Source organism: Methylobacterium sp. UNC378MF, assembly GCF_900103195.1.
GTDB lineage: Bacteria > Pseudomonadota > Alphaproteobacteria > Rhizobiales > Beijerinckiaceae > Methylobacterium.
In genome coordinates this window covers 42,841-56,275 of sequence record NZ_FMWU01000011.1, presented here as the reverse complement: position 1 = coordinate 56,275, position 13,435 = coordinate 42,841, and the positions used below count along the sequence as shown (strand labels likewise).

The 13,435-nt window shown below is 69.8% G+C and carries 13 protein-coding genes; 6 read left to right on the top strand and 7 right to left on the bottom strand.

The genetic code is table 11. From position 1 onward, the window contains the following. The first annotated feature begins 280 nt into the window (after window positions 1-280). The 6 genes from urtA (BLT59_RS13185) (at window position 281) to BLT59_RS13160 (ending at window position 6,610) form a co-directional block, all read left to right on the top strand. A complete protein-coding gene (gene urtA / locus BLT59_RS13185) occupies window positions 281-1,576 on the top strand; it encodes an urea ABC transporter substrate-binding protein (RefSeq protein WP_091780430.1) in 1,296 nt (431 codons plus the stop codon). Window positions 1,577-1,750: 174 nt separating this feature from the next. Next, a complete protein-coding gene (gene urtB / locus BLT59_RS13180; protein WP_091780427.1) occupies window positions 1,751-3,322 on the top strand; it encodes an urea ABC transporter permease subunit UrtB in 1,572 nt (523 codons plus the stop codon). Between the two features lie 151 nt (window positions 3,323-3,473). Further along, window positions 3,474-4,628, top strand: coding sequence for an urea ABC transporter permease subunit UrtC (gene urtC / locus BLT59_RS13175; RefSeq protein ID WP_091780424.1), 1,155 nt, complete (start codon window positions 3,474-3,476; stop codon window positions 4,626-4,628). Beyond that, complete coding sequence (gene urtD, locus BLT59_RS13170) at window positions 4,625-5,422, top strand: urea ABC transporter ATP-binding protein UrtD (RefSeq protein ID WP_091780421.1); 798 nt, start codon at window positions 4,625-4,627, stop codon at window positions 5,420-5,422. The genes urtC and urtD overlap by 4 nt, the downstream gene beginning before the upstream one ends. Before the next feature lie 2 nt (window positions 5,423-5,424). Beyond that, on the top strand, window positions 5,425-6,120 hold the full coding sequence (gene urtE, locus BLT59_RS13165) for an urea ABC transporter ATP-binding subunit UrtE (RefSeq protein WP_091780418.1): 696 nt from the start codon (window positions 5,425-5,427) through the stop codon (window positions 6,118-6,120). Between the two features lie 283 nt (window positions 6,121-6,403). Beyond that, entirely contained in the window at window positions 6,404-6,610 is a 207-nt protein-coding gene (locus BLT59_RS13160; protein ID WP_091780415.1) for a hypothetical protein, read from the top strand. Window positions 6,611-6,823: 213 nt separating this feature from the next. On the opposite strand, the gene urtA (BLT59_RS13155) is transcribed toward BLT59_RS13160, so the two are convergent. From urtA (BLT59_RS13155) to ureE, 7 genes are all read right to left on the bottom strand, one after another. Beyond that, window positions 6,824-8,068: an urea ABC transporter substrate-binding protein gene (gene urtA / locus BLT59_RS13155; protein ID WP_091780412.1), complete on the bottom strand. Its 1,245-nt coding sequence runs from the start codon at window positions 8,066-8,068 to the stop codon at window positions 6,824-6,826. Between the two features lie 174 nt (window positions 8,069-8,242). After that, window positions 8,243-9,079, bottom strand: coding sequence for an urease accessory protein UreD (locus BLT59_RS13150; RefSeq protein WP_091780408.1), 837 nt, complete (start codon window positions 9,077-9,079; stop codon window positions 8,243-8,245). Window positions 9,080-9,081: 2 nt separating this feature from the next. Continuing rightward, window positions 9,082-9,708, bottom strand: coding sequence for an urease accessory protein UreG (ureG, locus tag BLT59_RS13145; RefSeq protein WP_091780405.1), 627 nt, complete (start codon window positions 9,706-9,708; stop codon window positions 9,082-9,084). Window positions 9,709-9,750: 42 nt separating this feature from the next. After that, a complete protein-coding gene (ureC, locus tag BLT59_RS13140; RefSeq protein ID WP_091780402.1) occupies window positions 9,751-11,463 on the bottom strand; it encodes an urease subunit alpha in 1,713 nt (570 codons plus the stop codon). 10 nt (window positions 11,464-11,473) lie between these two features. Next, window positions 11,474-12,169, bottom strand: a complete 696-nt coding sequence (locus tag BLT59_RS13135; RefSeq protein WP_091780400.1) for an urease subunit gamma — start codon at window positions 12,167-12,169, stop codon at window positions 11,474-11,476. A gap of 10 nt (window positions 12,170-12,179) precedes the next feature. Next, window positions 12,180-12,863, bottom strand: a complete 684-nt coding sequence (locus tag BLT59_RS13130; RefSeq protein WP_091780398.1) for an urease accessory protein UreF — start codon at window positions 12,861-12,863, stop codon at window positions 12,180-12,182. Further along, on the bottom strand, window positions 12,857-13,321 hold the full coding sequence (gene ureE, locus BLT59_RS13125; RefSeq protein ID WP_091780395.1) for an urease accessory protein UreE: 465 nt from the start codon (window positions 13,319-13,321) through the stop codon (window positions 12,857-12,859). The genes BLT59_RS13130 and ureE overlap by 7 nt, the downstream gene beginning before the upstream one ends. Window positions 13,322-13,435: the final 114 nt, after the last annotated feature.

Here is a 13,435-nt window from a genome sequence, read left to right as displayed (position 1 = left end):
GCCGCATGGATGCCGCCCGTCGGGCGACGCCTCCGCTCGCGCCGCGGGCTGAGGTAAGTGGCACCGATCCGCGCCTGATCAACGTGCCGGCGCATTTCCGGTCGCCATGCCCATCCGTTGATCCAACTGCCTCGTGCATCTGCCGGCAGGACAGGCGAAACGCCGCCCTTCTATGCGTCGACGGCCACGAAACAGCCGCCCGACCCGACCTGCCTAAATAATTGGCACGTGATTTGCGAAGCGCCGACCCGTCGCAAGGAAGACGACGCAGGGGACCGCCATGAAGGCATTTGGAACTTGGGCCTCGGCCGCCGCGCTGGCCGCCGGACTCGCGATGGGCGCCCTCGGGGCGGGGGCGGCGCGGGCGCAGGAGACCATCAAGGTCGGCATCCTTCACTCGCTGTCGGGCACGATGGCGATCTCCGAGACCACCCTCAAGGACGCGATGCTGATGCTGATTGCCGAGCAGAACGCCAAGGGCGGCGTGCTCGGCAAGAAGCTGGAGCCGGTGGTGGTCGATCCGGCCTCGAACTGGCCGCTCTTCGCCGAGAAGGCCCGCGAGCTGATCAGCAAGGACAAGGTCGCGGCCGTGTTCGGCTGCTGGACCAGCGTGTCGCGCAAGTCGGTGCTGCCGGTGTTCAAGGAGCTCGACAACATCCTGTTCTACCCCGTCCAGTACGAGGGCGAGGAGAGCGAGCGGAACGTGTTCTACACCGGAGCCGCCCCGAACCAGCAGGCGATCCCGGCGGTCGACTACCTGATGTCGGAGGATGGCGGCGGCGCCAAGCGCTGGGTGCTGGAGGGGACCGACTACGTCTACCCGCGCACCACCAACAAGATCCTCGAAGCCTACCTGAAGTCGAAGGGCGTCAAGGACGAGGACATCCTGATCAACTACACGCCGTTCGGCTTCTCGGACTGGCAGACGGAGGTGTCGAAGATCAAGGCGTTCGGCTCGGCCGGCAAGAAGACCGCCGTGGTCTCGACCATCAACGGCGACGCCAACGTGCCGTTCTACAAGGAGCTCGGCAACCAGGGCATCAAGGCCACTGACATCCCGGTCGTCGCCTTCTCGGTGGGCGAGGAGGAACTCGCCGGTATCGACGCCAAGCCGCTCACCGGCCACCTCGCCGCCTGGAACTACTTCGAGTCGATCAAGACGCCGGAGAACGAGGAGTTCATCAAGAAGTGGCAGGCGTTCAAGAAGAACCCCAAAGCCGTCACCAATGACCCGATGGAGGCCCACTACATCGGCTTCAACATGTGGGTGAAGGCGGTCGAGAAGGCCGGCACCACCGATCCCGACAAGGTCATCGCCGCCCTCCCGGGTATCGAGCAGAAGAACCTCACCGGCGGCACCGCCACGATGCTGCCGAACCACCACATCACCAAGCCGGTCTTCATCGGCGAGATCGAGTCGAACGGTCAGTTCGACGTGGTGTGGAAAACCGAGGGCCTGATCCCCGGCGAGGCGTGGTCGAAGCAGCTGGAAGGCTCGAAGGACCTCGAGGCCGACTGGGTCAAGCTCAAGTGCGGCAACTACAACACCAAGACCAAGACCTGCGGCGGCGCGTAAGCCGCCGTCTCCCCTCCCCCTTGTGGGGAGGGGTAGGGGGGGGTGGTGCAGGAGGCACCGCCACGCTCCATCCTGCTCCACCCCCACCTCCGGCTCCTCCCCACAAGCTCGAGCGATCCCGGGCAAGCCTGGGATCGCCGGGGGAGGCGAGAGTCCAACCCCGCCAGAAGTGCCATGCTCCGTCTCCTCACCCTCCTGGTCCTGCTGCTGGCCGCCCCTGCGCTGGCCCAGGCGCCCGATCCCTACGGCCAGCTCGCCGGCGACGGCTATGCCGAGATCGAGGCGGGCGTCACCGGCCTCGCCGCCTCCGGCGACCCGCGCGCCGACGCGATCCTCGCGGCCCTGGCGGACGGACGGCTGCTGGTGGGCCCGGACAAGACCCTGCTGATCCGGCAGGGCAACGCCGTCGTGGATGCCCGGACCGGCGCTCCCGCCGCCGGCGGTTCCGATCTCAAGCCGGTGCGGGCCAACAACCGGGTCCGCCGAGCGATCGAGGCCGCCCGCGGCCAGCTCGACCTCGCGAGCCCCGATCCCGCCAAGCGCCGCGCCGCCACGGACGCGGTGTTCAAGGCCCGGGACGCGGCAGCGCTCGCAGCCCTCGACGCGGCCCTGGCGCGCGAGACGCAGCCCGGAATCCGGCAGGCGCTGACCGAGGCGCGCGCCGCATTGCTGCTCGCCAAGCCCGGAACCGCGGAGGCCGACCGGATTGCCGCAATTTCTGCCCTCCAAGCCCGGGGCGATGGCGACGCGATGGGCATCCTGCGCGGTCTCGCGGCGGATCCGAGCGAGGCGGTGCGGGCGGCGGCCGGCCGGGGCATCGCGGCGATCGAGACGCGGCTGGCGATCCTCGGCGCCCTCCAGAACGTCTGGTACGGCATCTCGCTCGGCTCGGTCCTGCTCCTCGCCGCCATCGGGCTTGCCATCACCTTCGGGGTGATGGGCGTGATCAACATGGCCCACGGCGAGATGGTGATGCTCGGCGCCTACACGACCTACGGCGTGCAGGAGCTGATCCGCACCAAGGCGCCATCCCTGTTCGGCTGGTCGCTCGCGATCAGCATCCCCTGCGCGTTCCTGGTGGCCGGGTTGATGGGCGTGCTGATCGAGCGGTTCATCATCCGCTTCCTGTACGGGCGTCCCCTGGAGACGCTGCTCGCCACCTTCGGGGTCAGCCTCGTCCTGCAGCAGGGGGTGCGCTCGCTCTTCGGCCCGACCAACCGCGAGGTCGGCGCCCCCGCCTTCATGAGCGGCGCCGTCGATTTTTACGGCCTGTCGATCACCTGGGGCCGGCTCTGGATCATCGTGTTCGCTCTGGCGGTGTTCCTGGGCCTCCTGTTCGTGCTGCGCAGGACGTCCTTCGGCCTGAAGACCCGCGCGGTCACCCAGAACCGGCGCATGGCCGCCGCCATGGGCATCCGCACCCCCTATGTCGACGCGCTGACCTTCGGGCTCGGCTCCGGCATTGCCGGGATGGCCGGGGTGGCGCTGTCGCAGATCGACAACGTCTCGCCCAATCTCGGCCAGGGCTACATCATCGACTCGTTCCTCGTGGTGGTGTTCGGCGGCGTCGGCAATCTCTGGGGGACGCTGGTGGCGGCGCTGACGCTCGGCGTCGTGAACAAGCTCGCCGAGCCGTATATCGGCGCGGTGCTCGCCAAGATCGGCCTGCTGATCTTCATCATCCTGTTCATCCAGAAGCGCCCGCGCGGCCTGTTCGCGCTCAAGGGCCGGGCGGTGGAATCGTGAGGGACCAGCGTCCTTCCCTCCCCCTTGCGGGGAGGGACCGAGGGTGGGGGTGGCGCAGAAGGCACCGCCGCGCCCGATCCGGGACCACCCCCACCCCTACCCCTCCCCGCAAGGGGGAGGGGATGCGCGTCCGCGTGTACGGATCTGTCCTATGACCCCCCGCACCCCCCTCATCGACCGGAAGGGCTGGATCTTCCTCGCCGCGCTGGCGGCGTTCTGCCTCGCCGTGCCGGTGCTGAACCTCGCCGTACCGGAAGGCTCCGGCCTGCACGTGCCCACCTACCTCGTCTCGCTCTTCGGAAAATATCTCGCCTACGCGCTGCTCGCCGTCAGCCTCGACCTGGTCTGGGGTTATTGCGGCATCCTCTCGCTCGGCCACGGGGCGTTCTTCGCGCTCGGCGGCTACGCGATGGGCATGTACCTGATGCGCCAGATCGGCTCGCGCGGCGTCTACGGAAACCCGGTCCTGCCCGACTTCATGGTGTTCCTGAACTACAAGGCCCTGCCCTGGTACTGGTACGGCTTCGACCACTTCGCCTTCGCGGCCCTGATGGTGCTGCTGGTGCCGGGGCTTCTCGCCTTCGTGTTCGGCTGGCTCGCCTTCCGGTCGCGGGTCACGGGCGTCTACCTGTCGATCATCACCCAGGCGCTGACCTACGCGCTGATGCTCGCCTTCTTCCGCAACGACATGGGCCTCGGCGGCAACAACGGGCTCACCGACTTCAAAGATCTCCTGGGATTTTCCGTCCAGGCACAGGGCTTCCGCGTCGGCATCTTCGTCGCCACCGGAATCGCGCTGGCGCTCGGCTACCTGATCGCCCGGATCATGACCGTGTCGGCCTACGGAAAGATCCTGATCGCGGTGCGCGACGCCGAGAGCCGCACGCGCTTCCTCGGCTACCGGCCGGAGCACTTCAAGACGCTGGCCTTCACGGTCTCGGCCATGATGGCGGGCGTCGCCGGCGCCCTCTACGTGCCGCAGGTCGGCATCATCAACCCGGGGGAGTTCGCCCCCACCAACTCCATCGAGACGGTGATCTGGGTGGCGGTGGGCGGCCGCGGCACGCTGGTCGGCGCGGCGCTCGGCGCCGTGCTGGTCAACTACGCCAAGACCGTGCTCACCGGCGCGATGCCCGACGCGTGGCTGTTCGCGCTCGGCGGCCTGTTCGTGGTCGTGACGCTGTTCCTGCCCCGCGGCCTCGTCGGCACCGCGATCGAGCGGTTCGGCGGCCGGCGCGCGGCCGCCAAGCTGCCGCCGGAGCCCGCCATCGCCCCGAAACTCGCGGAAGAAGGGCAGGGCTCGTGAGCACCGACCTCCTCGAACACCCGGATGCCCGCGGCCCCGCCAACCGGAAGCGCGAGACGGACGCACTCCTCTATGTCGACGACCTGCGGGTGACATTCGACGGCTACAAGGCCCTGCGCGGCCTGTCGCTGACGCTAGCCCGCGGCGAATTGCGGGCGATCATCGGCCCGAACGGCGCCGGCAAGACCACCATGATGGACTGCATCACCGGCAAGACCCGGCCGGATAGCGGTATCGCCCTGTTCGACGGCACCCACGACCTCCTGAAGAGCGACGAGCCGGCGATCGCGGACCTCGGCATCGGCCGCAAGTTCCAGAAGCCGACGGTGTTCGAGAGCCACACGGTGGCCGACAACATCCTGCTGGCCCTCAAGGGGCCGCGGGCCGCCTTCGCGTCCCTGTTCGGCTGGCGCAACCGGGTGGCGCGGGCGCGGATCGACGCCCTCCTGGAGACCGTCGGCCTCCTGGCCCATCGCGACCGCCCGGCGGCCGATCTCAGCCACGGCCAGAAGCAGTGGCTGGAGATCGGCATGCTGCTCGCGCAGGACCCGAAACTCCTGCTGGTCGACGAGCCGGTGGCGGGCATGACCGATGCCGAGACCGCCGAGACCGCCCGCCTGCTCCGGCGGATCGCGGGCGAGCACGCCGTCCTGGTGGTGGAGCACGACATGCACTTCGTCCGCGACCTCGGCTGCCGGGTCACCTGCCTGCACGAGGGCGCGGTGCTGGCCGAGGGCTCGATCGACGCGGTCTCGGCCGACCCGCGGGTGGTCGAAGTGTATCTGGGACGATGACCATGCTGAGCGTCGAGGGCATCGACCTGTATTACGGCGCCGCGCAGGCGCTCCGCGGCGTCTCTCTGACCGCCGAGGCCGGGCAGGTCACGACGGTGCTGGGCCGCAACGGCGTCGGCAAGACCTCGCTGATGCGGGCGATCGTCGGCCAGCAGCCTTTGCGCGGCGGCGCGATCCGCCTCGACGGCCGCCCGATCCAGGGGCTTGCCCCCTACGACCGGGCGCGCGCCGGGATCGCCTTCGTGCCCCAGGGGCGCGAGATCTTTCCGCTGCTCACCGTCAAGGAGAACCTGGAGACCGGCTTCGCGCCGCTGAAGCGCCGGGACCGCCACATCCCCGGGGAGATCTACGACCTGTTCCCGGTGCTCAAGGACATGCTGCACCGGCGCGGCGGCGACCTCTCGGGCGGCCAGCAGCAGCAGCTCGCCATCGCCCGGGCTCTGGTGACGCGGCCGAAGCTCCTCGTGCTCGACGAGCCCACCGAGGGCATCCAGCCCTCGATCATCAAGGATATCGGCCGGGCGATCACCTACCTGCGCGGCAAGGGCGAGATGGGAATCGTGCTGGTCGAGCAGTATTTCGCCTGGGCCCGCGACCTCTGCGATTCCTACGCGGTGATGGATCGCGGGCAGGTGGTGCTGGCCGGCCCCCGGGCCGGGATGGTCGAGGCCGACGTGCTCCGGTGGATGTCGGTGTAGGGCGCGACCGCCGCAACGCCCCCGCTCCGGGAATGCGGCTCCTTAACACATATATTGGAGTGGATATTCAGCAATCAGAGAGGGGCCATTCAGATCATCAGCCTCCAAATCTGTGCACATGCCCCACTTGGCCCATGTTAAACCACAATTCGGGTTCGCCATGGGGGTTCAATCACGGGAGGGCCCATGACGATCCTCGATCCGATCACCGGCGAGCTGGTCACCATCGCGGTACCGAGGCCTCGTCCGCAGCCCGGCCCGCGCTGACAGGCGGCGCGGCGTCATGACGAACGCGACGGATCGCAGAACCGGGCGCCGCAGCCTGCGTGGCGCCCGCACCCAGATCCGGACCGTCCCGCCGGGCTTGCTGCTGGCCGGCGGTGCGGGGACGAACGCCGCGCTGACGGCCGCCGACCTGATCGCCCAGGCCCGCGCGGCCCGCCGGGAGGCCGAATCGTGCGACGGAACGGACCGCGCGGAGCAGAGCTGACAGGAGCGACCGATCGGTCGCGTCAGCGCCTGCGAGACCCGGCCGCCCCGCTCCGCGCCTCCCCGGCCATCGGGCCGGTCCTTCAGCACCGTCCGCACCGGCCGCTCGCGCACCCCGGTCGTTGAGTTCTGCATCGGGCGGTCGACGGGGCAGGAGCCGGGATGGGGGAAGGGGAGGCCTTCCCGTCCTCGCCAGGATGATCGGTCATCAAGATCACTGATAGCCCTTCGGGAACGGATCGGGCTTGATCAGCTCGGGGCTGGTGTAGACGATCTCGAACTGGCCGTCGGGCTTGGCCTTTCCGACCCGGGTCTTCGACCAGAGGTGATGGTTCTCGTCGATCTTCACGTAGCCTTCCGGCGCGCCCTTGAATTCCAGGCCCGGCGAAGCCGCCACCACCTTGTCGACGTCGAACGAGCCGGCCTTCTCGCAGGCCATCTTCCACAGGAACGGGCCGAGATAGGCCGCCTGCGTCACGTCGCCGATGACGGTCTTCTCACCCCACATCTTCTTGAAGGCCGCGACGAAGGCCTTGTTGTTCTCGTTGTCGATCGACTGGAAGTACTTCATGCAGGAATAGGCCCCGGCAATGTTCTCGCCGCCGATGCCGTCGATCTCGTCCTCGGTGACCGACAGGGTGATCAGCACCTGCTTCGACAGGTCGATGCCGGCCGCCTTGAGCTGCTTGTAGAACGCCACGTTCGAGCCGCCCACGATCGTGGCGAAGATCACCTTCGGCTTGGTCAGCTTGATCTTGTTGATGACCGAGTTGAACTGGGTGTGACCGAGCGGGAAATACTCCTCGCCGACGACCTTGCCCTTGAGCACGGTCTCGATGTGTCTGCGGGCGATCTTGTTGGAGGTGCGCGGCCAGATGTAGTCGGAGCCGATGAAGTAGAAGCTGTCGCCGCCCTTCTCCTTGTGGACCCAGTCGAGGCCGGCGAGGATCTGCTGCGTGGCCTCCTGGCCGGTGTAGAAGACGTTCTTCGACTGCTCCAGGCCCTCGTAGAAGGTCGGGTAGTACAGGAGGCCGTTATACTGCTCGAAGACCGGCAGCACCGCCTTGCGGGACGCCGAGGTGAAGCAGCCGAACACCGTGGCGCAATGGTCGTTGACGAGGAGCTTCTTGGCTTTCTCGGCGAAGGTCGGCCAGTCGGAGGCGCCGTCCTCCTGGATGATCTTGATCTTGCGGCCGAGCACGCCGCCGGCATCGTTGATCTGCTGGATCGCGAGCTTCTCGCCCTGGCTCGGCCCCGTCTCGGAGATCGCCATCGTTCCGGTGATCGAGTGCAGGATGCCGACCGTCACCTCGCTGTCGGTCACCGCGAGACCGCCGGCATCGGCCGCCGCGGCCGGTGCCACCGCGATTCGCGACAGGGAGGCGGCCAGCGGGGCCGCCGCGAGGCCGAGCAGCAGGCGGCGGCGGAGTTTCGAATGCACGGGATCGTCTGTCGCCATGGCGGGCTAATCCTTCAGGTTATCCGAACGGGTGAGCCGCCCCATCCGCACCGGATCAGCCGTCACGCACGGGATCGTCTCCGCACGTCTATTTCTTCCAAAGAAACTATCTTTCTCAAGATTAAAACATCGGCAGCCTGCTTATATCGGCGGCGTGTTCCGGCCTTGAATCCGCTACTTGCGGCGCCGCGCGGGTTCGAGGCCGGTCAGGGCCTCGAAGGCGTGGCCGGCGGCCGCCTCCAGCCCCGCCGCCAGCGTGCCGCCGTCGCGGGCGAGGAGCCGGAGGCCGAGCCCGGCCGCGTTCGGCAGCGGGCTGAGGCCGGCCCGGCAGCCGGTGCGGTCGGCCGCGGCCTGGATGTCCGCGGGGTCCGGCAGGCAGGAGGCCGGCCCGAGGATGACGAGCGCGCCGTAGGCCCGCCATGGGCCGAGGGGCGAGGCCGGATCCTGGAACTCGGCTCCGGTGATGCGGGCCCGCTCGCGGACCAGCACGGTCCCCTCCGCTGTCTCGACGCCGAGCGACAGCGCGACCTGATCGAAGGGCCTGCCGCGCCCCTCGGGGTCGTGGCAGGCGATGCTCTCGGACACGACGGCCCGGGCGCCGGGCTCCAGCGTGATGCGGGTCGAGGCGGACAGGGCCGCGTCGGGGAACAGGATCAGCGGATCGGGCACGCAGTGCAGGAAGGCGTCCGCGCCAACGCGGATCCGCGTGTCCTGGCAGGCCGGCTGATCGGCGCTGCGGTGGACCACCGTGGCGGCCTGGGTGGTGACATGCGCCGCAGAGCCCGCACCCATCGCGATGTCGAGCCCGAGACGGTCGCCGCGATAGAGGCCGCCGGAGGCGGACTGAAGGTACAGCGTGATCAGGTCCGGCCGCTGCGGATATAGGCGGAACGGCTTCGTGATGTGGAACGGGTAGGGCACGTGCTGATCGGCCAGCACGCTGGTGCCGCCACCGCGCACGAAGCGGAGCCGCGCCGTGGCGCGTCGGCCGGTCCGGTTGTCGTCCGGCACGGCTAGGGCGCGAACAGCACGGCGCGGCCGATGGCATCCGCCACCCGGTCGATGCCGTGGCCCGCGCGCGCATTCGTGGCGATGACCGGCTTGCCGCCCCGGACTCTCCCGGCCTCCGCCAGCATCCCGTCGAGGTCGACGCCGACATGCGGCGCGAGGTCGACCTTGTTGACCACGAGGAGGTCGCAGCGCAGCACGCCCGGGCCGCGCTTGCGCGGGATGTCGTCGCCGCCGGCCACGTCGATCACGAAGATCCACCAATCGACGAGGTCGAGGGAGAAGGTCGAGGCGAGGTTGTCGCCGCCGGATTCGAAGATGAGCAGTTGCAGGCCCGGGAAGCGGTCCTCCAGCGCATCGCCCGCGGCGATGTTGAGGGTCGGGTCCTCCCGGATCACCGTGTGCGGACAGGCGCCGGCCTCCACCGCCTCGACGCGGCTCGGATCGATCAGACCGGAGCGGCGCAGCCGCTCGGCATCCTCCTTGGTGACGAGATCGTTCGTGATCACGGCGAGATCGACGCCGCGCGCCTGCAGCACGGGGATCAGCCGCTCGATCAGCGCGGTCTTGCCGGATCCGACCGGGCCGCCGATCCCGATCCGGGCGGCGTTCGCGGGAGTCACGTCGGTCATGGGGAGCTGGGCCGTGAGAGGGGTGTCGGGGTTCGGGCGCGCTCAGCGCAGCATATAGCGCTGGGCGAGCGGCAGGGTCCGGGCCGGCTCGCAGGTGGCGAGCACGCCGTCGACGAAGACGTCGAAGGTCTGCGGGTCGACGCGGATCTCCGGGCAGGCGTCGTTCCAGAGCATGTCGGCCTTCGTCAGCGTGCGGGTCCCGCGGGCGGGCAGGAGCGCCTTGCGCAGGCCGAGCTGGCCGCCGAGACCGGCCTCGATCGCCAGGGGATGGACGAAGCAGGCCGAGAGCGCCTGCTTGGCGCGCCCGAAGGCGCCCCATTGCGGGCGCATCAGCATCGGCTCGCAGGTCATGAGCGAGGCGGCGGAATCGCCCATCGCGCCCCAGGCGATGAAGCCGCCCTTGATCACGAGCTCCGGCTTGATCCCGAAGAAGGCCGGCCGCCAGACGACGATGTCGGCCATCTTGCCGGGCTCCAGCGAGCCGATATGGTCCTGGATGCCGAAGGTGCGGGCCGCGTTGATCGTGTACTTGGCGATGTAGCGCTTGATCCGGGCATTGTCGCCGAAGCCCGGCTTCTCCTCGGGGAGCGGGCCGCGCTGGTCCTTCATCTTCGAGGCGAGCTGCCACGTCCGGCAGATGACCTCGTGGATCCGGCCCATGCCCTGGCTGTCGGAGCCGAGCATCGCGATCGCCCCGATATCGTGCAGCACGTCCTCGGCCGCGATGGTCTGGGCGCGGATGCGGCTCTCCGCGAAGGCCACGTCCTCCGGCAGAGCCGGGTTGAGGTGGTGGCACACCATCGTCATGTCGAGGTGCTCGTCGAAGGTGTTGACCGTGTAGGGGTTGGTCGGGTTCGTCGACGACGGCAGGCAGTGCGGCAGGCCGGCGACCCGGATGATGTCCGGCGCGTGGCCGCCCCCGGCCCCCTCCGTGTGGTACATGTGGATGGTGCGGCCGCCGATCGCCGCCAGCGTGTCCTCCACGAAGCCCGACTCGTTCAGCGTGTCGGTGTGGAGCTGGACCTGGAAGTCGTAGGCGTCGGCGAAGCCCAGGCAGGCGTCGATCGCGGCCGGCATCGCGCCCCAATCCTCGTGGATCTTGAGGCCGAGGACGCCGGTCTCCAGCTGCTCCTTCAGGGCGGCCGGCCGGTGGGTGTTGCCGCGCCCGAGGAAGCCGAAATTGACCGGCCAGGCCTCGGCGGCCTGGAGCATCCGGCCGGTGTTGAACGGCCCGCCGGAATCGATGCCCACCGTGATCGGCCCGAGCGAGCCGCCGAGCAGGGTCGTGACGCCGGAGGCGATCGCGTGGTCCGGCAGGCCGGCGGAATCGAAGTGCACGTGCACGTCGATCGCCCCCGGCGTCGCGATCAGGCCCTCGCAGTCCCGCACGGTGGTCCCGGCCGACACGATCAGACGCGGATCGACGCCGTCCATGATCGCCGGGTTGCCCGCCTTGCCGAGCGCCACGATCCGCCCGTCCTTGATGCCGAGATCGCCCTTCTGGATGCCGAGGACGGGGTCGATCACCACGACGTTGCAGAGGAGGAAGTCGAGCGCCCCCTGGGCGGCGGTCACGCCGGGCGCCATCCCGATCCCGTCGCGCAGGGTCTTGCCGCCGCCATGCAGGCACTCGTCGCCGTAGACGGCGTGGTCGTGCTCGACCACCGCCACCAGGGAGGTATCGGCCAGCCGCACCCCGTCACCTGTGGTTGGCCCGTAGAGGGCGGCATAGTCGCGGCGCGGGATCGTCACCATGGCACTCTCCTCAGGCGCCCTTGAAGCCGCGGGCCTTGGCGCGGGCGAGGGCCGCCGCCCGCGCCGCGTCGTCGGGCAGCGTTCCCCGCGTCAGGTCGTTGAGCCCGGTCAGCTCCCGGGCGCCGCCGAAGCCGACCAGCGTCACGGTCTTGCGCTGGCCCGGCTCGAAGCGGATCGCCGTGCCGGCCGGAATGTCGAGCCGGTACCCCAGGGCCGCCGCCCGGTCGAAGTCGAGCGCCCGGTTCACCTCGAAGAAGTGGTAGTGCGAGCCGATCTGAACCGGACGGTCGCCCGTGTTGACGACGTCGAGGGCCACCCGCGGGCGGCCCGCGGCGAGTTCGATCGTGCCGTCGGCCGGCAGGATCGCGCCGGGTTCGAGGATATCGGCAGGGGCGCCCTCGCGGGCGCGGATCGGCTCGTGGACGGTGACGAGCTTGGTTCCGTCCGGGAAGACGCCCTCGACCTGCAGGATCGGCAGCATGGCAGCGATTCCCGGCATCACGTCCTCGGTCGACAGGATCGTGGAGCCCCAGCCGATCAGGTCGGCGACGCTGCGCCCGTCGCGGGCGCCCTCCAGGATCTCGTCGGTGATCAGCGCCACCGCCTCCGGGTAGTTGAGCTTGAGGCCGCGGGCCCGGCGCTTGCGGGCGAGCTCGGCCGCGGTGAAGATCGTGAGACGTTCCAGTTCGGTGGGCGTGAGCAGCATCGCGCGCTCCCTAATTGGCGAACAGGCGCAGATCGGCGCGGGCGTGCCGCATGGCGGCGATCTCGATCAGCGGCGTGAAGCCCGTGAGGACGATGGCGTCGTCCGGCTCCTCCGGGACCGGCCGCTCGGCGATCTCCGCGACGAGCGGCAGCACCGCCTGGAGCGCCTGCTGCCCCTGGATGGCGCCCACCTGGCCGAGCCGGACGGTGGCCGAGACGGTGCCGGAGACGAGCTGATAGCCGGCGACGGCCGCCGCTTCCGGCTCCGACAGCCCGAGGGCGCGCCACAGGGCCCCCTGCACGGTCGCGAGGTGCCCCAGCATGGGACCGGACCGGATGGCGGCGCGGAGCTCGTCGGCTCCGGGGGTCGCGAGCCGCACATGCGTGGTCAGCAGGGAGGCGCCGTTGCGCCGGCTGCCGACCCGCATCGCCTCGACCAGGGCGGCCGCCTCGACGGCGGCGTCGATGCGGCCCAGCCGCGCCGGATCGGGAGCTGCGCGGTGGGCCAGGATCAGGGCGACGCGGTCGCTCTCCGCCCAGCGAAAGCGGACGAGGCCCGTCAGCGTCCGGATCAGGCTGGCCGTGTCGAAGGCCGGATCGCCCGCGACGAGCCCCTCGATCCCGTTGGAGAAGGCGAAGCTCCCGCTCGGGAAGGCCGCGTCGGCCTGCTGGAGGGACAGGAGCCGGCTCAGCACGGCTCCGCCTCGTCGAGGACCGTGTGCGTCACCTGCCCGTCGGTGACGAGCGCGCCGAGGCGGACGAGGTAGTCGTCGGCCGGCCCGTCCAGGGCCACCAGGATCGCCCCATCGGCGAAGCGCACGCGCCAGTGGAGATTGCCGGCATGGTAGCCGAGTTCGAGGGCGGCGGCCTGGCTCCCTGGGACGAGGCGGAGCCAGCGCTCGGTCCCGACCCGGGCGACGAGGGCGTGACGCTCGTCCAGCGCCAGCACGGCCCCGTCGAAGAGCGGCTCGTCCCGCGGCAGGGCCAGGGCGATCTCCTCGCCGGCCAGGGTCGTCGCGCGGATCCGGCGCCGGGCGACGTCGGTGCTGGACACGACCAGCACGTCGACCGCGCCATGATGCGCGAGGTGGTGCAGGCGATCGGCCAGCCCGGAATCCCGCCGGCTGCCCAGGATGCGATGAATGACCCGCATGTCGCTCGTGTTCCGCCTGTGCTGGCCCGGTCCCCGGAGCGCCTAGCAAGAGCGATTCCGTCGGCGCTCACCACGTCCGGCTTGCGCCCGTTTCCGTGCCCGCGTCGCGCCGCT